We start from the raw sequence: 25,649 nt of genomic DNA on the forward strand, positions 1-25,649 counted from the left end.
GCACGCGTCGGGGCGTCACCGGGCGGTGGTTCAATGGCACGATGCTCACCCCGGCCGACGTCTCGGACCTCGTGGGACCCGAGGTCCTCGCACGGGGCGTCGCCTACGCGACGGCCGGGCACGTGCTGACGACGGCCCGCAACCGGGCGGGCACGAGCATCGTCGGGCACGTGAGGGGCTCCGGCGGCAAGGAGTACGTCGCGGTCGTCGAGATGTCGGGGCCGGGAGATGATGCCGCCCCCGTGGCCGGCCGGTGCTCGTGCCCGGTCCGCGTCGACTGCAAGCACGTCGCCGCGGTCCTGCTCGTCGCGAGCGGGGCGGTCACCCCGACCGGGACGGACGGTGGCGCACCCGGGCAGGGCGCCGCGGAGTGGGAGACGACCTTCGCGGGCTTTATCGGCCAGGGCCACCCGGTGCCCGGGTCGGACACGCGGCACGTTCCCGGCGGCGCCCGGCAGCGTGTGCCGGAGGAGATCGGCCTCCAGCTCGAGCTCCTGACCACCACCCCCCGCACCGGGACCCGGTGGACGGCCGGTGACCCGAACCGCGGCCCGCGGGTGCGTCTCGGCATGCGTCCTGTCGTCCGGGGCGCCCGCGGGCGCTGGGTCCGCACCGGCGTCTCCTGGGACGCGGTGCGGTACCTCAACTACCGCGGCGTCGACCACCCGGACGAGCACGTGGACGTCCTCAAGGCGCTGCGCGGGCTCGCCGGGGCGACGGACGACGCCGTCCCCGGCACACCGTCCCGGTGGGTGCACGCGGACGTGCTCCCGAGCGCCGCGCTCTGGGCGCTCCTCGACGAGGCCCGGCGCGTCGGGCTCCCGGTCGTGTGCGCCGACAAGGCCCAGACGCCCGTCGTCCTCCCGCACGCCCCACCGACCACCCGGCTGGTGGTGGTCCGCACCGCGACCGGGCTCGACGTCCACGTCGACGTCGTCCCCGCCGGCACCGACGAGCCGCTCGAACGCACCTCGATCGCGATGCTCGGCGACCCCGTCACCGGCATCGTCACCTGGTCGGGGACCGCAGCGCCCTCCAAGGAGAGCCGGATCGAGCTCGCGCGGTTCCGGACCCCGCCCCAGGACCCGGCCCGTTCACTCCTCGCACGTGCCGAGCCCCTCCACGTCCCGGTCGCCGACGAGCGCCGGTTCCTCGCCCACGTCGTCCCCGCCCTCGACGAGACCGTCGACGCCGTCCACCTCGACCCCCGTGTCCACCTCCCCGAACGACCCCGCCCGCACCTCTGGCTCGACGTGACCCACCTCCCCGGCGACCGGGCACGCCTCCGGTGGCGGTGGCGCTACGACAGCGACACCCCGGAGGAGCAGATCCCCGACTTCGCCGTCGGCTCCGTCCTCGCCCACCCCATGCGCGACCAGGCGGCCGAGACCGCGATCCTCGACCAGGTGAGCGCGTCCTCCCCACGCCTGCAGCGCCTGCGACGGGCGCACACCGGCCGCCGACCCCGTCCCGGGGCCCGCGGGCGGGAGATCTTCGCGCAGGCCGCCGAGGGCCTCGGGGACGAGGAGCTCCAGGGCATCGAGACCGCGGAGCTCTTCACCGAGGAGCTCCCCGTCCTGCACGCGCTCGCCGACACCGTGCCCGGCTTCGACGTCCTCGTCGACGGCGACGTGGCGGGTGCGACGTACCGGCTCGAGACGGACGTGGAGGTCTCCGTGCGGACCTCCACGCTGCCCGACACGCGCGACTGGTTCGACCTCGCCATCCTCGTCCGGGTCGCCGGCCAGGTGGTGCCGCTCGCCACCATCTTCACCGCGCTCGCGCTCGGGAGGACCAAGATCCTCCTCGTCGACAAGACGTACTTCTCCCTCGACGACGAGCGCTTCCTGCGGCTGCGCGACCTCATCGACGAGGCCAAGGGCCTGCAGGACACCATGGGTGCGACCCTCCGGGTGAACCGGTACCAGGCGGGACTCTTCGAGGAGCTTGAGTCCCTGGGGATCGTCGACGCCCAGGCGGACGCCTGGCGGGCGTCCCTCGGGGCGCTCGCCGACGGCGCGAGGCCCGTGCGGGTCGAGCCGCCGTCCGGTCTCCGCGCGGAGCTGCGCGCCTACCAGCAGGAGGGGTTCGAGTGGCTCGCGTTCCTCCACGGCAACCGCCTCGGTGGGGTGCTCGCGGACGACATGGGTCTCGGGAAGACCCTGCAGACGCTCGCCCTCGTGCAGCACGTGGTCGAGCAGCACGACCCGGGGGCCGGTCCGCGAACACCGTTCCTCGTCGTGGCGCCGACGAGCGTCGTCGAGAACTGGGCTGCGGAGGCCCGGCGATTCACGCCCGGTCTCGTGGTGCGGACCGTCACGGGCACGCGGGCGCGTCGCGGAGAACCCCTCGCCGCGTCGGTGGCCGGTGCCGACCTCGTCGTGACGTCCTACGCGCTCCTCCGGCTCGACGTCGCGGAGTACGAGGCGGTCGCGTGGGCCGGTCTGGTCCTCGACGAGGCGCAGTTCGTCAAGAACCACCGCTCCGTGGTCTACCGGTGCGCCCGCCGCCTGGACGTCCCGTTCAAGCTCGCGCTCACCGGGACGCCGCTGGAGAACACGCTCATGGAGCTGTGGTCCATCCTCTCGGTCGTCAGCCCGGGGCTCTTCCCCAGCCCGGTGCGGTTCGCCGAGTACTACGCACGCCCCGTGGAGAAGGAGCGCAGCAGCCCCCGGCTGGCCCAGCTGCGCCGCCGGGTGGCGCCGTTCGTCCTGCGGCGCACCAAGGAGGACGTCGCGCCGGAGCTGCCCGTCAAGCAGGAGCAGGTGCTCGAGGTGACCCTGAGCTCCCGGCACCGGGAGCTCTACGACCGGTACCTGCAGCGCGAGCGCACCAAGGTCCTCGGCCTCGTGGAGGAGTTCGGTGAGCACCGGTTCGAGGTCCTGCGGTCCCTCACCGTGCTCCGCCAGGCCGCCCTCGACGTGAGCCTCGTCGACGACGAGCACGTCTCGGTGCCGTCGTCGAAGCTCGAGGTGCTCTTCGAGATGCTCGACGACGTCCTCGCCGAGGGGCACACCGTGCTCGTGTTCAGCCAGTTCACGCGCTTCCTCGGTCGGGTGCGCGACCACCTCGAGGCGAGAGGCGTGGACCACTCATACCTGGACGGGCGGACCCGTCGGCGCGCCGAGGCCATCGAGCGGTTCACCTCGGGCGAGACGAAGGTGTTCCTCATCAGCCTCAAGGCCGGGGGCTTCGGTCTGAACCTCACTGCGGCCGACTACTGCTTCCTGCTCGACCCGTGGTGGAACCCCGCCGCTGAGGCCCAGGCCGTGGACCGTGCCCACCGCATCGGCCAGGACCGCACCGTCATGGTCTACCGGATGGTGGCGGCGGACACCGTCGAGGAGAAGGTCATGGCGCTCAAGGCCGCCAAGTCCGAGCTCGTCGGGAGCGTCCTCGACGGCTCCGGTGCGGCGGGCGGCGCGGGGCTCACCGCCGCCGACGTCCGGCTGCTCCTCGGCTGACCGTGCTCGGCCGGGACGTCGGCGGGCGGCGCCGCGCGTCAGTGCCCGCGCGCGATCCACTCCTGGAGGTGCGGGGCCTCGTCGTCGACCGTCGTCGACGGACCGTGCCCCGTGAGGACGCGCGTCCCGCTGGGGAGCGTGAGCACGCGGGTGCGGATCGAGACGACGATCGTCGGGAAGTCGCTGTAGCTGCGCCCCGTGGCGCCGGGGCCGCCGGCGAACAGGGTGTCACCGGTGAGGACCGTCTCGAGCTCCGGCGCGTAGAGGCACACGGACCCGGGCGTGTGGCCGGGCGTGTGCAGGACGTGGAGCGGGGTCCCGGCGACGGTGATCACCTGCCGGTCGGTGAGGTCCTCGGTGGGCGGTGCGTCGTCCCCGTGGGTGAGGCGCCACAACTCGGCGTCGTCGGGGTGGAGGAGGACCGGGGCGCCCAGGCGCTCGGCGAGCGCGGGGGCCTGGCGCACGTGGTCGTCGTGGGCGTGGGTGGCGAGGATGCCGACGACGCGTCGTCCGGCGACAGCGTCGACGATGGCGTCGACGTCGTGCGGGGCGTCGACGACGAGAACCTCCTCGTCGTCCCCGACGAGCCAGACGTTGTTGTCGACGTCGAAGGTCTCGCCGTCGAGGGAGAACGTGCCGCTCGTGACGAGGTGGTCGATGCGCGCGGTCACAGGACGACCACCGATCGCAGGACGGTTCCGGTGCTCATGGTCTCGAACGCCTCCTCGACGTCGGTCAGCGGGATGCGTTCGGTGACGAACGCGTCGAGCGGGAGCCTGCCCTGGCCGTACATCTCGAGCAGGGCGGGGAAGTCCCGCTCCGGCAGGCAGTCGCCGTACCACGACGACTTGAGGGCGCCGCCGCGCCCGAAGACGTCGGCGAGCGGGATGTCGAGCATCATCTCGGGGGTGGGCACCCCCACGAGGACGACGGTCCCGGCGAGGTCCCGTCCGTAGAACGCCTGCTTCCAGGTCTCGGGGCGCCCGACGGCGTCGATGACGACGTCGGCCCCGAACCCGTCGGTGAGCTCGGCGATCGCCGCGACGACGGCGTCCTGGTCGAGCCCGCGGGAGCTGATCGTGTGGGTGGCCCCGACCGTGCGGGCGTGCTCGAGCTTCGCGTCGTCGAGGTCGATCGCGATGATGCGGCGGGCCCCGGCGAGGTCGGCGCCCGCGACCGCGGCGCACCCGACGCCGCCGCAGCCGATGACGGCGACGGTGTCGCCGCGCTGCACGGGTGCGGTGTTCACCGCGGCGCCGATGCCGGCCATGACCCCGCAGCCGAGGAGGCCCGCGACGGCCGGGTCGACGCCCGGCTCGACCTTGGTGGCCTGGCCGGCGGCGACGAGCGTCTTCTCCGCGAAGGCCCCGATCCCGAGGGCGGGGGTGAGCGGGGTGCCGTCCGTGAGCGTCATGGGCTGGGCGGCGTTGTGCGTGTCGAAGCAGTACTGGGGTCGTCCGCGGCGGCATGCGCGGCACTCGCCGCACACGGCGCGCCAGTTGAGGACGACGGTGTCGCCCACGGCGACGTTCGTCACGTCGGGTCCGACGGCGGAGACCGTCCCGGCGGCCTCGTGGCCGAGGAGGAAGGGGTAGTCGTCGGTGATGCCGCCCTCCCGGTAGTGGAGGTCGGTGTGGCAGACGCCGCACGCCGCGACGTCGACGACCACCTCGCCCGGTCCGGGGTCGGGGACGACGATCTCGACGAGCTCGACGGGCGCCCCCTTCGTTCGTGCGACGACGCCGTTCACGGTCCAGGGCACTGGTTCTCCTTCGGTCGGGCGGTCTTCTTCCACAGGCTACGTCGGATCGGTGACGCTGTCCGCGCCCGCACCTACAGTGGAGGCGTGGCTCCTCCCTCGACCTCTCCGTCGTCCGCCTCGTCCGTGCTCCCACCAGCGCCTCCCGTCGGCGACGTCGCCGCGGCCGTCGCCGAGACCCGGGGCGGTGGCGCGTCCGCGGCCCCGGAGGCCCTGGAGGTCCTCGGTCGGGTGTTCGGGTACGACGCGTTCCGCGGCGACCAGGCGGAGATCATCGACACCGTGGTCGCGGGCGGGGACGCCCTCGTCCTCATGCCGACCGGTGGCGGCAAGTCCCTGTGCTACCAGGTGCCTGCGCTGGTGCGCCCCGGGGTGGGCGTGGTGGTGTCACCGCTCATCGCGCTCATGCAGGACCAGGTGGACGCCCTGTCCGCGCTCGGCGTGCGGGCCGGGTTCCTCAACTCGACCCAGTCCCCGCCGGAGCGTCGCGCGGTCGAGCAGGCGTTCGTCGACGGTGACCTCGACCTCCTGTACCTCGCACCCGAGCGGCTGCGCGTGCCGGAGACCCTGGCGCTGCTCGACCGGGGCACCGTGTCGCTGTTCGCCATCGACGAGGCGCACTGCGTGTCCCAGTGGGGGCACGACTTCCGGCCCGACTACCTGCGGCTGTCCGTCCTCCACGAGCGGTGGCCCGACGTCCCGCGGATCGCCCTCACCGCGACCGCGACCCGCACCACGCACGCCGAGATCGCGGAGCGCCTGGACCTCACCCGGGCCCGCCACTTCGTCGCGAGCTTCGACCGGCCCAACATCCGGTACCGCGTGGTGGCCAAGGCGAACCCGCGCGCCCAGCTCCTCGAGCTCCTGCGCACGGAGCACCCCGGCGACGCAGGCATCGTGTACTGCCTGTCCCGCAGCTCCGTGGAGCAGACGGCCGAGCACCTCGTCGCGCACGGGATCCCGGCGCTGCCGTACCACGCAGGCCTGGACGCCCGCGTGCGCGCCGCGAACCAGTCCCGCTTCCTCCGGGAGGACGGGATCGTCATGGTGGCGACCATCGCCTTCGGGATGGGCATCGACAAGCCCGACGTCCGGTTCGTCGCCCACCTCGACCTCCCCAAGTCCGTCGAGGGGTACTACCAGGAGACGGGGCGCGCCGGGCGTGACGGGCAGCCCTCGACGGCGTGGCTCGCCTACGGCCTGCAGGACGTCGTGCAGCAGCGACGCATGATCGACTCCTCCGAGGGCGACGCCGCCCACCGGCGGGCACTGTCCGCGCACCTCGACGCCATGCTCGCGCTGTGCGAGACCGTCGAGTGCCGCCGCGTGCAGCTCCTCGCGTACTTCGGGCAGGAGTCCGGGCCGTGCGGCAACTGCGACACGTGCCTCGCGCCACCCGAGACGTGGGACGGGACCGTGCCCGCCCAGAAGCTCCTCTCCACCGTCGTGCGCCTCGAGCGCGACCGCGGGCAGAGGTACGGGGCGGGGCACCTGGTCGACATCCTCCTCGGCAAGGAGACGCCCCGCGTGACCCAGCTGGGGCACACGTCGCTCACCACCTTCGGCATCGGGTCGGACCTCACCGACACGGAGTGGCGAGGTGTGGTCCGTCAGCTCCTCGCCCGCGGCCTCCTCGGGGTCGACGGCGACGGGTACGGCACGCTCTGCCTCACCCCGGCGAGCGCCGACGTCCTGGCGGGCGCCCGCACGGTCGCGCTGCGCCGGGAGGCGGCGCGCCCGTCGCGCGCCGCCAGGACCCGCGCCTCCCGGGGGGCCGCCGTCGTGGACCTCGCACCGGGTGCCGCTGCGATCTTCGAGCGGTTGCGTGCGTGGCGGGCGGCCACGGCCAAGGAGCAGGGCGTCCCCGCCTACGTCGTCTTCCACGACGCGACCCTGCGGGAGATCGCGACACGACAGCCGTCGACCCTCGACGAGCTCGGCACGGTGAGCGGCGTCGGTGCGGCCAAGCTGGAGAAGTTCGGCGCAGGTGTCCTCGCGGCGCTCACGGACGAGGGGTAGCGCCCGGTGCTCGGCGCCTCGTGGGGGTGTCGTGCACGTCGCACGAAACCCGTGCCCTGCCGTTCCGCGAGTGCGTAGGATCATCCTCACGTGAGCGAGTCGATCGCTCCGTGCGGGGGCGCACGAGCGACGATGCAGGGAGAACCGACATGGCCAAGCTGGAGATCACGGTGTGCGACGTGTGCAGCGCGCTCGACCGGTCCACCACGGCGGTCGTGCTCGGCGCCCACGGCCGCTCCGTCGCCCTCGACCTCTGCGACGAGCACGCGGAACCGGTGACCCGGCTCATGGTCCTCGCGCAGCCGTCCGGCGGGCCCGACGACGTCGCACCGCAGATCGTGACGCTCGCGACCGACCCGACCAGGCGCGGGCCGCGGCTGCGCAGCGTGGACGGGACCCCTCCCCAGCACCACTGACGACCGGGTAGGGTGCGACGCACCCTCGACACCCTGGAGCCACCGTGAGCCTCGCACGCATCGAACGTTTCGCCGTCCGTCAGAAGCTCACGATGATGGTCAACCGCTACGCCGTCCACGCGCTGGGACCGGACGACGAGCTCGGCCCGCTCCTCGCCGTCGCGCAGCAGAAGCGGCTCGCGTTCAAGGAGCAGGTGACGTTCTTCACCGACGACTCCCGGTCGACGCCCGTCTTCTCCTTCAAGGCGCGGCAGGCGATCGACCTGGCGGCCACGTACGACGTCATGGATGCCGCAGGGCAGCCCGTCGGTCTGTTCAAGAAGGACTTCGGCAGCTCGCTGCTGCGGTCCACGTGGAACCTCGAGGCCGCGGGCGTGACCGCCCGGGGTCAGGAGCGCAACGCGCTCGTCGCCGTCGTCCGGCGCGTCGTGAACCTCCCGTTCGCGTACCACTTCGACTTCCACGACCCGGCCGGGAACCTCGTCCTGTCCGTCGAGCGCCAGTTCTCGCTGCGCGACCGCTACACCGTGACGGTCCCTGGTGGACGCCTCGACGGGAGGGTCGCGGCCGCGATGGCGGTCGGGCTCGACGCGCTCCAGGGGCGGTAGGTCCTCGGCACGGGTGGCCGCCGCTGTTCCGACCTGTTCCGACCTCGTCCGACCTCGTCCGACGGTCCGCACCACCGGGCCCCGGTGACAGGACTTCCTACCCGCATACCGCAGGTAGGTGGCGCGCGTCACAGAGCCCTCGTTCGACATGCGGACCTCGGGTGAACCTGTCACGCTTTGGGGGTTGACATTCGAAGACGTCGTGATCTAAGCGACGCCACACTACGAGGAGGCCTCACATGGTTGAGCTCATCGGTCTGATCATCTTCGGTGCTGTCATCGGAGCCCTCGCACGGCTGTTCATGAAGGGCTCACAGCCCATCGGCATCCTCTGGACCATCCTGCTCGGCGCGCTCGGTGCGCTCGCAGGGTCCTTCCTCGCGGGCCTCATCGGCGTCGAGGACACCGCCGGCATCGACTGGATCCGCTGGATCATCTCCATCGTCATGGCGATCGTCTTCATCTCGATCTACATGGGCGCGACGAACAAGAGCTCGCGCCGCTGATCCTGCACCACCCCGCCGGGCTCGACGCCCGGTCCCGCACGAGGGCCGTCCGCACCACGCGGGCGGCCCTCGTCGTCGGTCCGGCCGGGGCGCCGCCCGCCCCGCTCACCGCAGGAGCGCGGCCACCGCGACGAGCACCGGGGCCGCGCCCAGCGTCGTGACGAAGATCGTGTCCCGCGCGAGGACCTCGCCGCGTCCGTAGCGCTGGGCGTAGACGAAGACGTTCTGGGCGGTGGGCAGCGAGGCGAGGGCGACCACCACGAAGAGATCGTGCGCGGACAGCCCCAGCGCATGTCCCCCAGCCCACGCGAGCACCGGCATGACGACGAGCTTGAGGGCCGACGCGAGGACGACGTCCTGTCGGCCCGACCCGGGCTGCAGGACGCGCTTCCCGTGGAGCGAGATCCCGTAGGCGATGAGCATGAGCGGCACGGCGGCCGCGCCGACGATGCGGAAGGGCTCCATCACCGGCGCGGGCACCACGACGCCCGTGAGCGCCACGAGGAGCCCGAGCGCCGACCCGACGATGATCGGGTTGCGCAGAGGTTGCGTCACGAGACGCCCCAGGGAGACCCGCCCCCGGGCCTGGGCGTCGAGCACGGCGAGCCCCAGCGGCGCGAAGACGAGCAGCTGCACGAGGACCACCGGGGCCGCGTAGGCGGGGTCGCCCAGCACGTAGACCGCCACCGGGATCCCGATGTTGTTCGCGTTGACGTAGCCCGCGGAGAGCGCGCCCACGACGGTCTCGGAGACCCCGCGGCGCCACGCCAGGCCCGCGACGAGCGCGTGGATCACGAAGGTGAGCACCGCCGCTCCCGCGGAGACGGCCAGGAGCGGGGAGAAGAGGTCCCCGACGGACGCGTCGGCGAGGACCGTGAAGAGCAGGCACGGGGCGAGCACGAAGAACACGAGCCGGGCGAGCACCGGGCGACCGTGGTCGCCGAGGAGGTCCGTGCGCCCGACGGCGTACCCGACACCGATCACCGTCGCGATGATCGCGAAACCTGTCAGGACCCCCAGCACCGGGTCATCCTCGCACCCGGGCGCGGCCTCGCCCGGGACGCCGGGCGGGTGCGGCGCTCAGGCCCACGTCTCCACGACGTCGACGTCCCACACGAAGCCGTCGAGGACCTCGCCCGCGTGCTGTGACGCGGCGACCGACGCCGTCGTCCCGTCCGGGGCCTCACCGGGCACGGTGAACACCACGCGGTCCGGGAGGACCTCCGGGTCACCCTGCGCCTGCAGGGCGTCGGCCATCCCCGCCACGGTGTCGTCGTCGAGGTCGTCGCGCACGGTGATCCGTGCGATGTAGGTCGCCACGCCACCATCCAACCACCGGGCCCGGCGGGGTGCGCACCACGTCCGCCGCTGCCACCTAGAGTGAGTCACGTGCAGCACTCCTTCGCCTCCGACAACTACGCCGGCACCCACCCCGAGGTCCTTGCGGCGCTCGTGGAGGCCAACACCGGCCACGCCCGCGCCTACGGTGCCGACCCGTGGACGGCACGCCTCCAGGACGTCGTCCGCGGGCACTTCGGTGACCAGGCCACCGCCTACCCGGTGTTCAACGGCACGGGCGCCAACGTCGTCGCCCTCACATCGATGCTGCCCCGCTGGGGCGCCGTCGTCACGAGCAGGCACGCCCACATCCACAACGACGAGAACGCTGCGCCCGAGCGCGTCGGCGGTCTCAAGCTCCTTCCCGTCGACGCGCCCGACGGGAAGCTCACCGTCGACGCCGTCGACGAGGAGGCGTGGGGCTGGGGCGACCAGCACCGCGCGCAGCCGCTCGCCGTCTCCCTCACGCAGTCCACCGAGCTCGGCACCGTCTACACCCCCGACGAGATCGCGGTGCTCACCGAGCACGCCCACGCCGCAGGTATGCGCGTCCACATGGACGGGGCGCGCGTCGCCAACGCGGCCGCGGCCCTCGGGCTCCCCCTGCGGGCCCTGACCACCGACGTGGGCGTCGACGTCCTGAGCCTGGGTGGCACCAAGAACGGGCTCCTCTTCGGGGAGGCCGTCGTCGTCCTCGACCCCGCCGCCGTCGACGGCGTCGACTACGTGCGCAAGATGACCATGCAGCTCACCTCGAAGATGCGCTTCGTCTCCGCACAGCTGCTCGCGGTCCTCGACGGCGACCTGTGGTCGCGCTCCGCTGGGCACGCCAACGCCATGGCCGCGCGGTTGCGCCGCGGTCTCGAGGAGCTCGTGACGGACGGTCGTGCGCCCGGTCTCGCCCTCACGCAGCCGACGCAGGCGAACGTCGTCTTCGCGACGGTCCCGGCAGGCGCCGCGGACCGGCTCCGGGAGCACGCCGCGTTCTACGACTGGGACGCACCTCGCCGCGAGGTGCGCTGGATGTGCTCCTTCGACACCACCGAGGAGCACGTGGACGACTTCGTGGCGGCCGTGGGCCGCGAGCTCGACCCGAGCCGCTGAGACCGTCCGGCGGGCGCTGACCGGCGCCCGCCGGACGAGGGACGGTCAGCTGCCGAGGACCCACCCCACGGGCTCTGCGAGCCGTCGGGCGTCTTCCGGCCCCCAGGACCCGGGAGCGTAGGGCAGGGGAGCGGGCCGCCGGTCCCCGAGGAGCGGCTCGAAGGCGTCCCAGGCGGCGGCGAGCCCCTCGGCCGTCGTGAACAGGGTGCGGTCCCCGGTCACCACGTCGTGCAGCAGGGACGCGTAGGGGGACAGCGGGTCGCCCGGAGTCACGTCGTCGAGCGCGAGCCGCGCCGTGCCGGTGCCCAGCGCGAGGTCGGGCCCGGGACGCTTCACGGTCGTCGTCACCTCGATGGCGCCGTCACCCTTGAGCGACAGGCTGATCCGCCCGGGCCCCACGGGCTCGCCGAACAGCTGTTCCGGGGTCCGCAGCACCAGGGTGACGCGCTGCGCGGACGCCGCCATGCGCTTGCCGGTGCGCAGCAGGAACGGGACGTCCCGCCACCGGTCGTTGTCGATCCACAGACGGGCCGCGACGAACGTGTCGGTCCCGGACTCGTCGTCGACCTCCTCGATGTCCCGGTAGCCGTCGAACTGGCCCAGGACGACGTCGTTCTCGGGGTCGAGCGGGCGGAAGCAACGCATCACGGCCTCGCGCGCGGGACCCACGTGGTCGGCGTCCAGGCCGTGCGGGGGCTCCATCGCGACCTCTGCCGCCACCTGGAACAGGTGGGTGACGATCATGTCGAGCGCGGCCCCGGTCGCGTCGTAGAACTCTGCGCGCTGGGCGACGTCGAGCTCCTCGGGGACGTCGATCTGCACCTGCTCGACGTGCGTCCTGTCCCACACCCCGCCGAACAGCTCGTTCGCGAACCGCAGGACGTGGAGGTTCTGCGTGGCCTCCTTCCCGAGGAAGTGGTCGATCCGGTAGATCTGGTCCTCCTCGAGCACGGACCGCACGAGCTCGTCGAGGTCGCGGAAGGACTCGGGCGACGTGCCGTACGGCTTCTCGTAGACCACGCGGGAACCGTCGAGGAGACCGTGGGCGTCGAGCGCCAGGGTCAGCGGCTCGAAGGCGGACGGCGGGACGGCGAGGTAGTGGACGACGAGGGCTTGCTGGTCGTCGTCGCCGAGCTCGTCCCGCAGTCGCAGGAGGATCTCCGTGAGGTCGCCCGGGTCGTCCTCCGTGACCTCCTTCGCGAAGGCGACGTGGGGCACGAGCTCCTCCGCCGGGGCGGTGCGCAGCCCCGCGTCACCGAACTCCTCGAGCGACTCCCGCACAAGGTCCGCGAACTCGTCGTCGCTGATGGGGTGACGGCCCGTACCCACGAGCGCCCAGTCGCGGGGCAGCAGGCCGTGCCCCGCGAGCTCCGCGAGGCCGGGGAGGACCATGCGGCGTGCCAGGTCGCCGCGTGCTCCGTGGAGGACGAGGAGGAGCGGCTGGTCGGTGGTGGTCTGCGGTGTGTCGGCAGGTGCAGGCATGGGGCTCCCTCGGGTCGGTCGACGGGTCCCCTCCACGCTACGGGCGACGACGAGGGCGTGCCCGGCGAGTGGTGCACGACGAGGGCCGTGCGCCGCTCGCCGGACCGACCGGCAGGGCTCCGCGGTTCCCGGGCGTCAGACCGTGTCGGCGAGCGCCAGCTCGAGGAGTCGCAGCGCACCGGCGCGGGACTCCGCTGCACCGATGAACCCGGCCTTGTGGCAGAAGACGGAGTCGGGCACACCGGTGACCGCGGCGAGCTCGCCCCCGGTCAGCCCGCGCCAGGCCTGCGGCAGCTCCTTGCGCGACCCGTACTGCGACCCCTCCGGACGGACGGTCTGGATGGTCCACCCGCCCGAGGCGCCGGGGAAGAGCGTGAAGAGGAGGTCGGGCTGCTTGGTGGCGATGCCGCCGTGCGGGACGAACCGCTCCAGGACGACGTAGCGCTTGTCGGGGCTCGCGGCGTACGCCGTGAGGAAGTCGCGCTCCGCGGCGATCGCCCCCGCGTAGCGGGCCCGCAGACGCAGGAGGAGCTGCGTCGCGAGACCGACTGCCACCTCGAACTGCGAGTCGAAGTCCTCGCCCTCGACGAGCGGGTTGAAGAGCCCGAGATACTCCGAGACGTCGAAGGGGTAGGTGCCGTAGTCGTTGACGGTGTAGAGGTCCTGGCCGTTGTCGACTGCGTCGACGGCTGTCACCAGGCGGGAGTCGATCTTCTGCCACACGGCCTCGTCGCCGTCGCAGAACTCCTTGCCGTACTGCTGCCAGAGCAGCCCGAACGCCGAGTAGAGGATGCCGCTCTCGCGCGCCCCGGAGCTCAGCTGGTGGTGGTCGAAGCGTCGGGTCGCAGGGTCGAACAGGCCGCCGACGTCGAGGACGACGTCCGCCTCCCCGAGCCGGTCCGCGTCGCGCGTGCGGACCACCTCTGCGTCCGGGTGCAGGTGCTTGAGGAGCGCGACGCCGAGCACGTCGTCCGCGTGGAACTTGCCGTTGTGGGTTGCGATGATCACGCCCGAAGCCTACGGGGCGGTACCCACGAGGCCCCCTCGGCCACGAGCGGCGCGCAGGGCGGTGCCGTGGTCGAGAGGGCCTCGTGGTCCGGGGTCAGGCGCGCCCGGCGGTCTCCGCGTGCTCGCGGTGGGCCCTCTCGAGCAGCTCGGGCAGGCCCTTCTCCTCGGCGAGGGACTCGCGGTGCCGTGACTCGGTGCCCTCGAGGACCTGCTCCTGGGCGAGGAGCTCGGTGTACACGCGCTGACGCTCCTCGGCGTCCACGGACGAGTCGAGCCCGACGTACGCGGTGGCGAGCGCGTGCGTCTTGTTGACGGTGTTCTGCATACGCCCCTTGGGGCTGAGCAGCGACGCGATCACGGTGACGGTGAGCACCCCGATGATGACGCTCAGCGAGAGGCTGGTGCTGATCTCGACGACCCCGACGTGCTCGCCACCGTTGATGAACGGGACGTTGTTCTCGTGGAGCGCGTGGAGGACGAGCTTGACGCCGATGAACCCGAGGATCGCGGCGAGCCCGTACGACAGGTAGATGAGCCGGTCGAGGAGGCCGTCGATGAGGAAGAACAGCTGGCGCAGACCCATGAGCGAGAAGGCGGTCGCGGTGAACACGATGAACACGTTCTGCGTGAGGCCGAAGATCGCCGGGATCGAGTCGAGCGCGAAGAGGATGTCGGTCCCGCCGATGGCGACCATGACGAGGAGCATCGGCGTGAGGGCCCGCTTGCCGTCGATCGTCGTGAAGAGCCTGTCGCCGTCGTAGTGCTCCGACGTGTGGAACACCTTCTTGGCGGTGCGGATGACGAAGTTGTCCGCCGCGCTGGCGTCCTCGTCCTCCGGCTTGAGCATGTTCACGGCGGTGACGAGGAGGATGAGGCCGAAGAGGTAGAAGACCCAGGAGAAGATCGAGATGAGCGCCGCCCCGGCGAAGATGAACCCGGTGCGGGCGATGAGGGCGAAGACGATCCCGAAGAGCAGGACCTTCTGCTGGTCCTCACGAGGCACCCGGAAGCTCGCCATGATGATGAGGAACACGAAGAGGTTGTCGACGGACAGCGCCTTCTCCGTGACGTACCCGGCGAAGTACTCGGAGCCCATCTGGGATCCACCGAGGACCAGCACGCCGATGCCGAACACGATGGCGATCCCGACGTAGAACGCCGACCACCTCGCCGCCTCGGCGAGGGTGGGCACGTGCGCCTTGCGCACGTGGAAGAAGAAGTCGAAGGCGAGAAGACCGACGATCCCGACGATCGTCAGTCCCCACACGAGACCTGATACCTCTGACACGTGAACCTCCGGGTCCGCAGCCGACGGGTGCCGGCTCTCCTCCACTCCTCAACGTCGATGGGGCGCGACCAGTTCCCGCGAGCGCGAGATCGTGCCGTCTCAGGCGTGGGCGAGGTCGCGGGCCTCCACGAGGACGGCGTCGAGCATCTCGGGGGTGAGGCGTCCGGTGAAGGTGTTCTGCTGGCTCACGTGGTAGCAGCCGAGGACGACGAGGGACCGTCCGTCGGTGTGGAGGAGCCGGACCGCTGCCCCGTGCCCGAAGGTCGGGCGGGGACGCGGGACCGCCCATCCCTGCTCGGTGAGGGTGGACATGAGCGCCTGCCACCCGAAGCCCCCGAGCACGACCGCGACCCGCACCGTGGGCGAGAGCAGCTCGAGCTCCCGCGCGAGGTACGGGGCGCAGCGGCGCCGCTCGTCGGGCGTCGGGCGGTTGTCCGGGGGAGCGCAGTGCACGGGCGCGACGAGGCGCACCCCGCGCAGCTCGAGCCCGTCGTCCGCACGGACGGACACGGGGCTCGAGGCGAACCCGGTCCGGTGGAGGGCCGCGAAGAGGACGTCACCGCTGCGGTCACCGGTGAACATCCGGCCGGTCCGGTTCCCGCCGTGCGCGGCGGGCGCGAGCCCGACGACGACGACCTGCGCGGCGGGGTCGCCGAAGCTCGGGACCGGTCGCGCCCAGTACTCCTCGTCCCGGAAGGCGGCGCGTCGCACCCGTCCGACCTCTTCGCGCCAGGCCACCAGGCGCGGGCAGGCGAAGCACCCGGTCACGAGCTCGTCGACGGCACGCAGGGTGGGGGCGCCGGCCGCGAGCAGGGGCCGCTCCGCCCGGGCGCGGTCGTCGGAGGAGGTGCGGAGGGGAGCGTCGGTCATCGGGGTGATCCGTCCGGTGCTGACCCGTGGTCCGGCGCCGCGAGCCACGCGTCGACGCCTGCGAGGAGACGGTCCGTCGTCGCGGATGTCGCACGGCTGGCCCTGATCGACGAGCGGGCGAGGTCCGCGAGCATCGTGTCGTCGAAGGCGTGGACGGTGCGCGCCGTCTCGTACTGTGCGACGAGCCGGGACCGGAACAGGAGCGGGTCGTCAGCACCGAGCGCGACCCGGGCGCCGGCGTCGACGAGGGTACGCAGCGGCACGCGGTGGTCGTCGGCGTAGATGCCGAGGGACACGTTCGACGCGGGGTTCACCTCGAGGGCGATGCCGGACGAGACGATGCGGTCCAGGAGGCGAGGGTCCTCGACGGCGCGGACGCCGTGACCCAGCCGGTCGGGACGGAGCTCGTCGAGGACCTCCGCCAGGTGCGCGGGGCCCAGGAGCTCCCCGCCGTGCGGGACCGCCGCGAGGCCGGCCCGCCGCGCGATGCGGAACGCGGCCGCGAACTCCCGGGTGTCGCCGCGGCGCTCGTCGTTGCTCAGCCCGAAGCCGACGACGTCGCCGGGCCCGTCGCCGGCGTACCCGGCCGCGAGTCGTGCGAGGGTCCTCGCCTCGAGAGGGTGCCGCATCCGGGACGACGCGACGACGACGGCGACCTCGGCGCCGGTGGCCGACGTGGCCTCGCGCGCCTCGTCGAGCACGATCTCGAGAGCGGGTGTGATCCCGCCGACGAACGGCGCGTACGAGGTGGGGTCCACCTGGATCTCCAACCGGCCGGACCCCTCCGTGGCGTCGTCCTCGGCGGCCTCCCGGACGATGCGGCGCATGTCGGCCTCCGAACGGACGCACGCCCGGGCGGCGTCGTAGAGGCGCTGGAAGCGGAACCAGCCCCGGGCGTCGGCAGGAACCCTCACGGCGTCGGTGTCGAGGAGTGCCGCGGGAAGGCGCACGCCGTGCGCGGCGGCCAGCTCGACGAGGGTCGACTGGCGCATCGAGCCGGTGAAGTGCAGGTGCAGGTGCGCCTTGGGGAGGGTGGTCAGGTCGCGCATCCGGCGATTGTGCCAGCCGTCACGGCGACCGGGGGACTTCCGGCCCACGAGCGCGAGCCGCGCCGGAGACACGATGGGGGGACATCACACAGGGAGGGCGGGTCCGCCGGCGACGGGCCGGGCCTGCCGAGGGAGGGGACCGACATGCGAGTTCTGGTGAGCGCGGCGTCGAGGCACGGGGCCACGAGGGAGATCGCGGCCGTCGTCGCGCAGACGCTGGACCGGGCGGGGTTCGACGTCGACCACATCGACCCGGGCGACATCTCCGACGCGTCGCACTACGACGCCGTCGTCCTCGGGTCTGCCGTGTACATCGGGCAGTGGTTGCCGGAGGGTCGTGACCTCCTGGAGCGGATCGAGTCGCAGATCGAGGGCAAGCAGGTCTGGCTGTTCTCGTCCGGTCTGTCCGACTCGCCGAGCAAGCGCTCCAACGCTGCTCCGACGACGACGTCGAGGATCTCGAGGCTGAACGCGCGGCACAGGCACTTCTCCGGCAAGCTCGACGTGCTCCAGCTGAGCCTGGCGGAGCGCGCGGCGATCCTCGCGGCACGCGGGAAGTACGGGGACGCACGCGACATGGACGCCGTCCGGGGGTGGGCCGAGGAGATCGCCGACGTGCTCGCCACGGCACCTTCCGCAGCGCGCTGAGGACCTCGCGCGCGGTGCTCCGCGCGCGCCGATGCTGACGCCCGACGAGCCCGGTTAGACCGTGGCACGGCTGTCGCGTACAGTATTCATTCGGTGGTTGACGTCTACCAGGCTCGGTCGCGCCCAGCGAGGCTGCGAGCAGGACCGGGAAGGCGTCCGTCACGAAGGGTAGTGGCGCAATTGGTAGCGCAGCGGTCTCCAAAACCGCAGGTTGCAGGTTCGAGTCCTGTCTACCCTGCTGAGTGCCATCGACGGTGTTCGTGCCGTTCGTGGTGCTGGCCCGGTCACCCGGGGCGAGTCATCGGCAGGTGATCACACGAGCCACGACGTTAGGGACGAACTAGTGAGCGATTCCGCATCCGGTGCCGCCAGCGCCGAGGGCGCCGGTGTCAGTGGTGCGAAGAAGAGCAGCACGAGTCCCGCGAAGAAGGGGAACATCTTCTCGCGGATCGCGCTCTTCGTGCGCCAGGTCGTCGGCGAGCTGAAGAAGGTCGTCACCCCGACCCGTTCCGAGCTCCTCAACTACACCCTCGTGGTCATCGTGTTCGTGCTCGTCGCCATGGCGTTCGTGATGCTCCTCGACTTCCTCATCGGCAAGGCCGTCTTCTGGGTGTTCGGCTAGCCGTCCAACGACCCCGTGACGTCGTCGCGGCACAGCATCGGTCGGCGCTCCCCAGGAGGAGACGTCTCCGGGACGGTCACCGCCCCGCAAGTCCATCGCAGCTAGTCCGAGCCGGTCTCGGTAGTCAGTAGAAAGCAGGTTGCCACGTGTCTCAGGACTCGATCGAGCCGACGGAGGAGATCGTCGACGCCGCCGTGCCCGACGCCGAGAGCGCGGACGCGACCGTGGCCGAGCCCGGGGAATCCCCCGAGGGTGGTGCAGCCGAGCCGGTCGACGTCGACCAGGCAGAGCCGGTGCAGGACGAGCCGCTCGACGCCGCCGGGACGGAAGGCCCTGACGAGCCGGGCGACGCGGCAGAGATGGCGGAGGACGCCGTCGAGTCCGAGGGCGACGAGGACCCCGTCGAGGTCTTCAAGCGCGAGCTGCGCTCGAAGCCCGGCGACTGGTTCGTCATCCACTCCTACGCGGGCTACGAGAACCGCGTCAAGGCGAACCTGGAGAACCGCATCCAGAGCCTCAACATGGAGGACTACATCTTCCAGATCGAGGTGCCGATGGAAGAGGTCACCGAGATCAAGAACGCGCAGAAGAAGGTCGTCCGCCGCGTCCGGATCCCGGGCTACGTCCTCGTGCGCATGGACCTCACCGACGAGTCGTGGGGTGCCGTGCGTCACACTCCGGGCGTCACCGGCTTCGTCGGTCACACCCACCAGCCCGTGCCGCTCACCCAGAACGAGGTGTTCGGCATGCTCGCACCGGTGCTCACCCCCAAGGCCGAGACGGCGACCAAGGGTGGTGCCTCGGCCCCGGCCATCCAGGTCGACTTCCAGGTCGGCGAGTCGGTCACCGTCACGGACGGCCCGTTCGACACGCTGCCTGCCACGATCTCCGAGATCAACGCCGAGGGCCAGAAGCTCAAGGTGCTGGTCTCGATCTTCGGCCGGGAGACCCCGGTCGAGCTGTCGTTCAGCCAGGTCGCCAAGATCTGACCTGATCGTCCCGACGGCGTCATACCGCGTCGTCACCTACTGAGTCAGAACACGAAGGACCCGATATGCCTCCCAAGAAGAAGGTATCTGGGCTGATCAAGCTCCAGATCCAGGCCGGTGCTGCCACGCCGGCGCCCCCGATCGGACCCGCGCTCGGACAGCACGGCGTCAACATCATGGAGTTCTGCAAGGCCTACAACGCCGCGACCGAGTCGCAGCGGGGCAACGTGGTTCCCGTGGAGATCACGGTCTACGAGGACCGTTCCTTCACGTTCATCACGAAGACGCCCCCGGCAGCGGAGCTCATCAAGAAGGCCGCCGGTGTGGACAAGGGCTCGCCCACCCCGCACACGGTGAAGGTCGCCACGCTCTCCGCGGACCAGGTCCGCGAGATCGCTCAGACCAAGCTCGAGGACCTCAACGCCAACGACATCGACGCAGCGTCGAAGATCATCGCGGGCACCGCCCGGTCGATGGGCATCAAGGTCGAGGGCTGACCCGCTCCATCCCCCAGTACGTTCATCGCTCCGGGAGGCTCGGCCTCCCGGACAGTGGCAGGGTCCGCGCGGACCCGTAGACCACGACTGCTCAAGGAGAACAAGCAGATGGCAACGCGCAGCAAGGCATATCGCACAGCGGCCGAGAAGATCGACCGCGACACCCTGTACACCCCTCTCGAGGCCGTGCGCCTCGCGAAGGAGACGTCGGTGACCAAGTGGGACGCGACCGTCGAGGTCGCCTTCCGCCTCGGCGTCGACCCCCGCAAGGCGGACCAGATGGTCCGTGGCACGGTCAACCTGCCCCACGGCACCGGCAAGACCGCCCGGGTCCTGGTCTTCGCCACCGGTGAGCGTGCCGAGCAGGCCCGCGCCGCAGGCGCCGACGTCGTCGGTGGCGACGAGCTCATCGAGCAGGTCGCCGCCGGGTTCACCGACTTCGACTCCGCCGTCGCGACGCCGGACCTCATGGGCAAGGTCGGACGCCTCGGAAAGGTCCTCGGTCCCCGTGGCCTCATGCCGAACCCGAAGACCGGCACGGTGACCATGGACGTGGCGAAGGCCGTCACGGAGATCAAGGGCGGGAAGATCGAGTTCCGCGTCGACAAGCACTCGAACCTGCACTTCATCATCGGCAAGACCTCGTTCTCCGAGGTCGCGCTGGTCGAGAACTATGCCGCCGCGATCGACGAGGTCCTCCGTCTGAAGCCCTCCTCCTCCAAGGGGCGCTACATCACCAAGGCGACGCTCACGACCTCGATGGGCCCGGGCATCCCCCTGGACCAGTCGAAGACGACGAAGCTCCTCGGAGACGACGAAGCCTGATCGGCTCGTCTGAGCAGCACTGCACGGAGGCCGGGTCCCTGGGAGGGGCCCGGCCTCCGTCGTCCGCCTGCAATACCCCGACCTGCGGGTTTGGCGCGGCCGTGGATGGGCTGTATTGTTTGTGCGTACCCAAGACCGCAGGTCGTCGGTGCTGCCCGGAGACGGGAAGCGTCGACCGAAGCTCCGCACGACGCGGGGGCCGGCGCAGGTGAGAGCAATCAGCTTCGGACCGTCGTGTTCGTGCACTGTGAGCCCCGCGCCTGCGCGGGGCTCTTTTCGTCGTTCGGGGTGGGAGCCGGGATCCCGGCGAGTCGTGCGGCACCACCATCGGAAGGATTGCCATGGCGAGGCCGGACAAGGCAGCCGCAGTCGCAGAGCTCACGGACCTGTTCCGCGAGTCCAACGCTGCCGTGCTGACCGAGTACCGCGGGCTCACCGTCGCGCAGCTCAAGCAGCTGCGTCGGTCGCTCAGCGGCAACGCAACCTACGCCGTGGTGAAGAACACGCTGACCTCGATCGCGGCCAAGGAAGCCGGTGTCGAAGGACTCGATGCCGACCTCTCCGGGCCGTCGGCGATCGCCTTCGTCTCCGGGGACCCGGTCGAGGCCGCCAAGGGACTGCGTGACTTCGCCAAGGCGAACCCCCAGCTGGTCATCAAGGCAGGTGTCCTCGACGGACGCCCGCTGACCGCTGAGGACATCACCAAGCTCGCGGACCTCGAGTCCCGTGAGGTGCTCCTGGCCAAGCTGGCCGGCGCACTCAAGGCGTCGCTCTACCAGGCGGCGTACCTCTTCACGGCACCCGCTTCGCAGGCCGTGCGCACCATCGACGCCCTGCGCGAGAAGCAGGCTTCGCAGGACAGCGCTGCCTGACCGATCCCTCACGGGACCGTTCGGTCAACGCCACCACCCCACTCTCTGCTTCACGCAGGACAACCAGGAAGGACGCCGACCATGGCGAAGCTCAGCACCGAAGAGCTCATCGAGGCTTTCAAGGAACTCACCCTCATCGAGCTCTCCGAGTTCGTGAAGGCGTTCGAGGACACCTTCGAGGTCACCGCAGCGGCCCCCGCCGCTGTTGCCGTCGCAGCGCCCGCCGCAGGCGGCGCCGCTGAGGCCGAGGAGGAGAAGGACGAGTTCGACGTCATCCTCGAGGCTGCCGGCGACAAGAAGATCCAGGTCATCAAGGAGGTGCGCGCCCTCACGAGCCTCGGCCTCAAGGAGGCGAAGGACCTCGTCGACGGCGCTCCGAAGCCGGTCCTCGAGGCCGCGAACAAGGAGACCGCCGAGAAGGCCAAGGCTGCCCTCGAGGGCGCCGGCGCAACGGTCACCCTCCAGGTTTGGGTGCCCTGCGGGCCACCTGCTTACCTCCCTGGGGCGCCCCCCCCCCCTGTGGGGGTGCGGGCCTCCGTGGCGTTCTCGCGCGAACCTACCGAGCCTGGTGGGGGAGGAGCGGGGGTTGCTACCCCGACGCTCCTGGGTTATGCTATCGCTTTGCGCTGGCCTGTGCCTGCGACCCCGTATAACCCGCGGCACCCGACATCGTACCTAAGCGATGGGCGGGCCCGCGAGGCCGGGGGGTCGTGATCGCCAGATCGGCTGCAGTCTTCACGAACCGCAGGGAAGGACCCCCTTTGGCTGCCTCGCGCATCCCTACTGCTCCGTCCGCCGATGCGATCGCCAACCGTACCGCGTCCAGGCGTGTCTCCTTCGCCAAGATCTTCGAGCCGCTGGAGGTCCCTGACCTCCTCGGGCTGCAGACCGAGAGCTTCGACTGGCTCCTCGGCAACGAGAAGTGGCGCGCCCGGGTGGCCGCGGCCAACGAGAACGGTCGCCAGGACGTCCCGGCGACGTCCGGCCTCGAGGAGATCTTCGAGGAGATCTCTCCCATCGAGGACTTCGGGTCCTCGATGTCCCTCTCCTTCTCGAACCACCGCTTCGAGCCCCCGAAGCACACGGCCGAGGAGTGCAAGGAGAAGGACTTCACCTACGCGGCCCCGCTCTTCGTGACCGCGGAGTTCTTCAACTACAACACCGGCGAGATCAAGAGCCAGACCGTCTTCATGGGTGACTTCCCCCTCATGACGGAGCGCGGCACCTTCATCATCAACGGCACCGAGCGCGTGGTCGTCTCCCAGCTCGTGCGTTCCCCGGGCGTCTACTTCGAGCGGACCGCCGACAAGACCAGCGACAAGGACATCTTCTCCGCGAAGATCATCCCGTCGCGCGGCGCGTGGCTCGAGTTCGAGATCGACAAGCGGGACGCCGTGGGCGTCCGCGTCGACCGCAAGCGCAAGCAGTCCGTCACCGTGCTGCTCAAGGCCCTCGGCCTGACGGAGTCCGAGATCCGCGAGGAGTTCGCCGCGTTCCCGGCCATCCTCGACACGCTCGAGAAGGACCACGTCACCACCGAGGAAGAGGCGCTCGTCGACCTCTACCGGAAGATCCGCCCGGGTGAGCCGCCCACCGTCGAGGCAGGCCGCTCGCTCCTCGAGAACTTCTACTTCAACCCCAAGCGCTACGACCTCGCCAAGGTCGGCCGCTACAAGGCGAACAAGAAGCTCGGCATCGATGCAGCACTGAGCGACTCCGTGCTCACGGTCACCGACATCGTCGCGACGATCAAGTACCTCGCCGCGCTGCACGCAGACGTCACGACGCTCCCCGGCACCAAGAACGGCGAGGCGGTCGAGGTCCGTGTCGAGACCGACGACATCGACCACTTCGGCAACCGTCGTATCCGCGCCGTCGGCGAGCTCATCCAGAACCAGGTCCGCACCGGCCTGTCCCGCATGGAGCGCGTCGTCCGTGAGCGCATGACCACGCAGGACGTCGAGGCCATCGCACCGCAGACCCTGATCAACATCCGCCCTGTCGTGGCGTCGATCAAGGAGTTCTTCGGGACGTCCCAGCTCTCGCAGTTCATGGACCAGAACAACCCGCTCGCGGGCCTGACGCACAAGCGGCGTCTCTCCGCCCTCGGCCCGGGTGGTCTGTCCCGCGACCGCGCCGGCATGGAGGTCCGTGACGTCCACCCGTCGCACTACGGACGCATGTGCCCCATCGAGACCCCTGAGGGCCCGAACATCGGCCTCATCGGCTCGCTCGCGTCGTTCGGACGGATCAACCCGTTCGGCTTCATCGAGACCCCGTACCGCACGGTGGAGAACGGCAAGGTCAGCGACGAGGTCGTCTACCTCACGGCCGACGACGAGGACCGTTTCGTCATCGCCCAGGCGAACACCGAGCTCAACGCCGACGGATCCTTCAAGCAGGAGCGCGTCCTCGTCCGGACCAAGGGAGGCGAGACGGACGACGTCCTCGGCTCCGCGGTCGACTACATGGACGTCTCGCCCCGCCAGATGGTGTCCGTCGCGACCGCGCTCATCCCGTTCCTCGAGCACGACGACGCGAACCGCGCGCTCATGGGTGCGAACATGCAGCGGCAGGCCGTGCCCCTGGTCCGGTCGGAGGCGCCCTTCGTCGGGACCGGCATGGAGCGTCGTGCCGCCATCGACGCGGGTGACGTGGTCGTGGCCACCAAGCCCGGTGTCGTCACCGAGGTCTCGGCCGACATGGTCGTCGTCGCCAACGACGACGCCACGACGACGAGCTACCGCATCGCGAAGTTCCGTCGCTCCAACCAGGGCACCTCGTACAACCAGCGCGTCCTCGTCGAGGACGGCGCACGCGTCGAGGTCGGCTCCGTGCTCGCCGACGGTCCGGCCACCGACGAGGGCGAGCTCGCGCTCGGCCGCAACCTCCTCGTGGCGTTCATGTCCTGGGAGGGCCACAACTACGAGGACGCGATCATCCTGTCGCAGCGCCTCGTCCAGGACGACGTCCTCTCCTCGATCCACATCGAGGAGCACGAGGTCGACGCCCGCGACACGAAGCTCGGCCCGGAGGAGATCACGCGGGACATCCCGAACGTCTCCGAGGACGTCCTCGCCGACCTCGACGAGCGCGGCATCATCCGCATCGGTGCCGAGGTCGGATCGGGCGACGTGCTCGTCGGCAAGGTCACGCCGAAGGGCGAGACCGAGCTGACCCCGGAGGAGCGTCTCCTGCGCGCCATCTTCGGCGAGAAGGCGCGTGAGGTCCGTGACACGTCCCTCAAGGTGCCTCACGGCGAGTCCGGCACCGTCATCGGTGTCAAGGAGTTCCGTCGCGAGGACGGCGACGAGCTGCCCGCAGGGGTCAACGAGCTCGTCCGCGTGTACATCGCGCAGCGACGCAAGATCACGGCGGGCGACAAGCTCGCCGGCCGCCACGGGAACAAGGGCGTCATCTCGACGATCCTCCCGGTCGAGGACATGCCGTTCCTCGAGGACGGCACCCCGGTCGACATCGTCCTCAACCCCATGGGTGTCCCGGGACGAATGAACGTCGGTCAGGTGCTCGAGGTCCACCTCGGGTGGATCGCGGCCCAGGGCTGGGACATCAAGCTCGCGACCGAGGGCGACCTGTCGTGGAAGGAGGACGTCCCGGAGATCGCGGCGTCCAACACGCCGCGCAGGCCCGTCGCGACCCCGGTGTTCGACGGTCTCCAGGAGAACGCGCTCAGCGGTCTGCTGCAGAGCACGCTGCCGAACCGTGACGGCGACCGCATGGTCCAGCCCGACGGCAAGGCCCGCCTCTTCGACGGGCGCTCCGGCGAGCCGTTCCCCGAGGCGGTCGCGGTGGGCTACATGTACATCCTCAAGCTCCACCACCTGGTCGACGACAAGATCCACGCGCGTTCGACCGGTCCGTACTCGATGATCACGCAGCAGCCTCTCGGTGGTAAGGCCCAGTTCGGCGGGCAGCGCTTCGGGGAGATGGAGGTGTGGGCTCTCGAGGCGTACGGCGCCGCGTACACCCTCCAGGAGCTCCTGACCATCAAGTCCGACGACGTCCCCGGGCGCGTCAAGGTCTACGAGGCCATCGTCAAGGGCGAGAACATCCCCGACTCGGGCATCCCGGAGTCGTTCAAGGTCCTCCTCAAGGAGATGCAGTCGCTGTGCCTGAACGTCGAGGTGCTCTCGAGCGACGGCGTCTCCATCGAGATGCGCGAGTCCGACGACGACGTGTACCGCGCCGCCGAAGAGCTCGGGATCGACCTGTCCCGCCGCCCCAACGCAGCCTCCAGCATCGACGAGATCTGATCTCGGGACTG

At 70.8% G+C, this 25,649-nt stretch carries 22 protein-coding genes, 1 tRNA gene and 1 pseudogene; 15 read left to right on the plus strand and 9 right to left on the minus strand.

The window, feature by feature from the left end; translation table 11 throughout:
* Positions 1-41: 41 nt before the first annotated feature.
* Positions 42-3,464, plus strand: coding sequence for a DEAD/DEAH box helicase (locus tag JAV76_RS03140; RefSeq protein ID WP_198732562.1), 3,423 nt, complete (start codon positions 42-44; stop codon positions 3,462-3,464).
* 38 nt (positions 3,465-3,502) lie between these two features.
* Here JAV76_RS03140 and JAV76_RS03145 read toward each other — a convergent pair whose 3' ends face one another.
* Together JAV76_RS03145 and JAV76_RS03150 are read right to left on the minus strand one after the other, a co-directional pair.
* Positions 3,503-4,135 carry an MBL fold metallo-hydrolase gene (locus JAV76_RS03145; protein ID WP_198732563.1) on the minus strand — a complete coding sequence of 211 codons (633 nt, stop codon included), beginning with the start codon at positions 4,133-4,135 and terminating at the stop codon, positions 3,503-3,505.
* Positions 4,132-5,226: an S-(hydroxymethyl)mycothiol dehydrogenase gene (locus JAV76_RS03150; protein WP_198732564.1), complete on the minus strand. Its 1,095-nt coding sequence runs from the start codon at positions 5,224-5,226 to the stop codon at positions 4,132-4,134. The genes JAV76_RS03145 and JAV76_RS03150 overlap by 4 nt, the downstream gene beginning before the upstream one ends.
* A 123-nt stretch (positions 5,227-5,349) precedes the next feature.
* On the opposite strand from JAV76_RS03150, the gene recQ reads away from it, so the two are divergent.
* From recQ to JAV76_RS03170, 4 genes are all read left to right on the plus strand, one after another.
* Positions 5,350-7,242 carry a DNA helicase RecQ gene (gene recQ, locus JAV76_RS03155; RefSeq protein ID WP_372403095.1) on the plus strand — a complete coding sequence of 631 codons (1,893 nt, stop codon included), beginning with the start codon at positions 5,350-5,352 and terminating at the stop codon, positions 7,240-7,242.
* Between the two features lie 149 nt (positions 7,243-7,391).
* Positions 7,392-7,658: a hypothetical protein gene (locus tag JAV76_RS03160; protein ID WP_198732566.1), complete on the plus strand. Its 267-nt coding sequence runs from the start codon at positions 7,392-7,394 to the stop codon at positions 7,656-7,658.
* Between the two features lie 44 nt (positions 7,659-7,702).
* Positions 7,703-8,266, plus strand: coding sequence for an LURP-one-related family protein (locus tag JAV76_RS03165; RefSeq protein WP_198732567.1), 564 nt, complete (start codon positions 7,703-7,705; stop codon positions 8,264-8,266).
* 239 nt (positions 8,267-8,505) lie between these two features.
* On the plus strand, positions 8,506-8,772 hold the full coding sequence (locus JAV76_RS03170; RefSeq protein WP_198732568.1) for a GlsB/YeaQ/YmgE family stress response membrane protein: 267 nt from the start codon (positions 8,506-8,508) through the stop codon (positions 8,770-8,772).
* 105 nt (positions 8,773-8,877) lie between these two features.
* On the opposite strand, the gene JAV76_RS03175 is transcribed toward JAV76_RS03170, so the two are convergent.
* Both JAV76_RS03175 and JAV76_RS03180 read right to left on the minus strand, forming a co-directional pair.
* Positions 8,878-9,795 carry an AEC family transporter gene (locus tag JAV76_RS03175; RefSeq protein WP_198732569.1) on the minus strand — a complete coding sequence of 306 codons (918 nt, stop codon included), beginning with the start codon at positions 9,793-9,795 and terminating at the stop codon, positions 8,878-8,880.
* 57 nt (positions 9,796-9,852) lie between these two features.
* Positions 9,853-10,092, minus strand: a complete 240-nt coding sequence (locus JAV76_RS03180) for a hypothetical protein (protein ID WP_198732570.1) — start codon at positions 10,090-10,092, stop codon at positions 9,853-9,855.
* A 69-nt stretch (positions 10,093-10,161) separates the two neighbouring features.
* Between JAV76_RS03180 and JAV76_RS03185 the strand changes: the two genes are divergently transcribed.
* On the plus strand, positions 10,162-11,214 hold the full coding sequence (locus JAV76_RS03185; protein WP_198732571.1) for a threonine aldolase family protein: 1,053 nt from the start codon (positions 10,162-10,164) through the stop codon (positions 11,212-11,214).
* A 45-nt stretch (positions 11,215-11,259) separates the two neighbouring features.
* Here the strand turns inward: JAV76_RS03185 and JAV76_RS03190 are convergent, their stop codons facing one another.
* The 5 genes from JAV76_RS03190 to JAV76_RS03210 form a co-directional block, all read right to left on the minus strand.
* Positions 11,260-12,696: a glucose-6-phosphate dehydrogenase gene (locus JAV76_RS03190; protein WP_198732572.1), complete on the minus strand. Its 1,437-nt coding sequence runs from the start codon at positions 12,694-12,696 to the stop codon at positions 11,260-11,262.
* A 135-nt stretch (positions 12,697-12,831) separates the two neighbouring features.
* Positions 12,832-13,704, minus strand: a complete 873-nt coding sequence (locus tag JAV76_RS03195; protein WP_198732573.1) for an MYG1 family protein — start codon at positions 13,702-13,704, stop codon at positions 12,832-12,834.
* A gap of 94 nt (positions 13,705-13,798) precedes the next feature.
* The gene (locus JAV76_RS03200) at positions 13,799-14,992 is read right to left on the minus strand and encodes a TerC family protein (protein WP_198732574.1); all 1,194 of its coding nucleotides are present in this window, start codon (positions 14,990-14,992) and stop codon (positions 13,799-13,801) included.
* 99 nt (positions 14,993-15,091) lie between these two features.
* Positions 15,092-15,862, minus strand: a complete 771-nt coding sequence (locus JAV76_RS03205) for a uracil-DNA glycosylase (RefSeq protein WP_198732575.1) — start codon at positions 15,860-15,862, stop codon at positions 15,092-15,094.
* On the minus strand, positions 15,859-16,911 hold the full coding sequence (locus tag JAV76_RS03210; protein ID WP_198732576.1) for an adenosine deaminase: 1,053 nt from the start codon (positions 16,909-16,911) through the stop codon (positions 15,859-15,861). Before JAV76_RS03210 ends, JAV76_RS03205 begins: the two co-directional genes overlap by 4 nt.
* A gap of 144 nt (positions 16,912-17,055) precedes the next feature.
* On the opposite strand from JAV76_RS03210, the gene JAV76_RS03215 reads away from it, so the two are divergent.
* The 9 genes and pseudogenes from JAV76_RS03215 to rpoB all read left to right on the plus strand — a co-directional run bounded on the left by JAV76_RS03215 (position 17,056) and on the right by rpoB (position 25,638).
* Positions 17,056-17,559, plus strand: a complete 504-nt coding sequence (locus JAV76_RS03215; protein WP_230401780.1) for a flavodoxin domain-containing protein — start codon at positions 17,056-17,058, stop codon at positions 17,557-17,559.
* Between the two features lie 165 nt (positions 17,560-17,724).
* Positions 17,725-17,797: transfer RNA gene (locus JAV76_RS03220), tRNA-Trp, on the plus strand.
* Positions 17,798-17,902: 105 nt separating this feature from the next.
* Positions 17,903-18,181, plus strand: coding sequence for a preprotein translocase subunit SecE (secE, locus tag JAV76_RS03225; RefSeq protein ID WP_198732577.1), 279 nt, complete (start codon positions 17,903-17,905; stop codon positions 18,179-18,181).
* A gap of 146 nt (positions 18,182-18,327) precedes the next feature.
* Positions 18,328-19,170, plus strand: coding sequence for a transcription termination/antitermination protein NusG (gene nusG / locus JAV76_RS03230; protein WP_198732578.1), 843 nt, complete (start codon positions 18,328-18,330; stop codon positions 19,168-19,170).
* Positions 19,171-19,235: 65 nt separating this feature from the next.
* Complete coding sequence (gene rplK / locus JAV76_RS03235) at positions 19,236-19,667, plus strand: 50S ribosomal protein L11 (RefSeq protein ID WP_198732579.1); 432 nt, start codon at positions 19,236-19,238, stop codon at positions 19,665-19,667.
* A 108-nt stretch (positions 19,668-19,775) separates the two neighbouring features.
* A complete protein-coding gene (gene rplA, locus JAV76_RS03240) occupies positions 19,776-20,492 on the plus strand; it encodes a 50S ribosomal protein L1 (RefSeq protein WP_198732580.1) in 717 nt (238 codons plus the stop codon).
* A 341-nt stretch (positions 20,493-20,833) separates the two neighbouring features.
* Positions 20,834-21,364, plus strand: coding sequence for a 50S ribosomal protein L10 (gene rplJ / locus JAV76_RS03245; RefSeq protein WP_198732581.1), 531 nt, complete (start codon positions 20,834-20,836; stop codon positions 21,362-21,364).
* 81 nt (positions 21,365-21,445) lie between these two features.
* A pseudogene (gene rplL / locus JAV76_RS03250) lies at positions 21,446-21,829 on the plus strand (50S ribosomal protein L7/L12); the annotation flags it as partial.
* 296 nt (positions 21,830-22,125) lie between these two features.
* Positions 22,126-25,638 (plus strand): DNA-directed RNA polymerase subunit beta, encoded by a 3,513-nt coding sequence (gene rpoB / locus JAV76_RS03255; protein WP_198732582.1) that lies wholly within the window; start codon positions 22,126-22,128, stop codon positions 25,636-25,638.
* Positions 25,639-25,649: the final 11 nt, after the last annotated feature.

It is taken from the genome of Sanguibacter suaedae, from assembly GCF_016342785.1.
GTDB classification, from domain to species: Bacteria; Actinomycetota; Actinomycetes; order Actinomycetales; family Cellulomonadaceae; genus Sanguibacter; species Sanguibacter suaedae.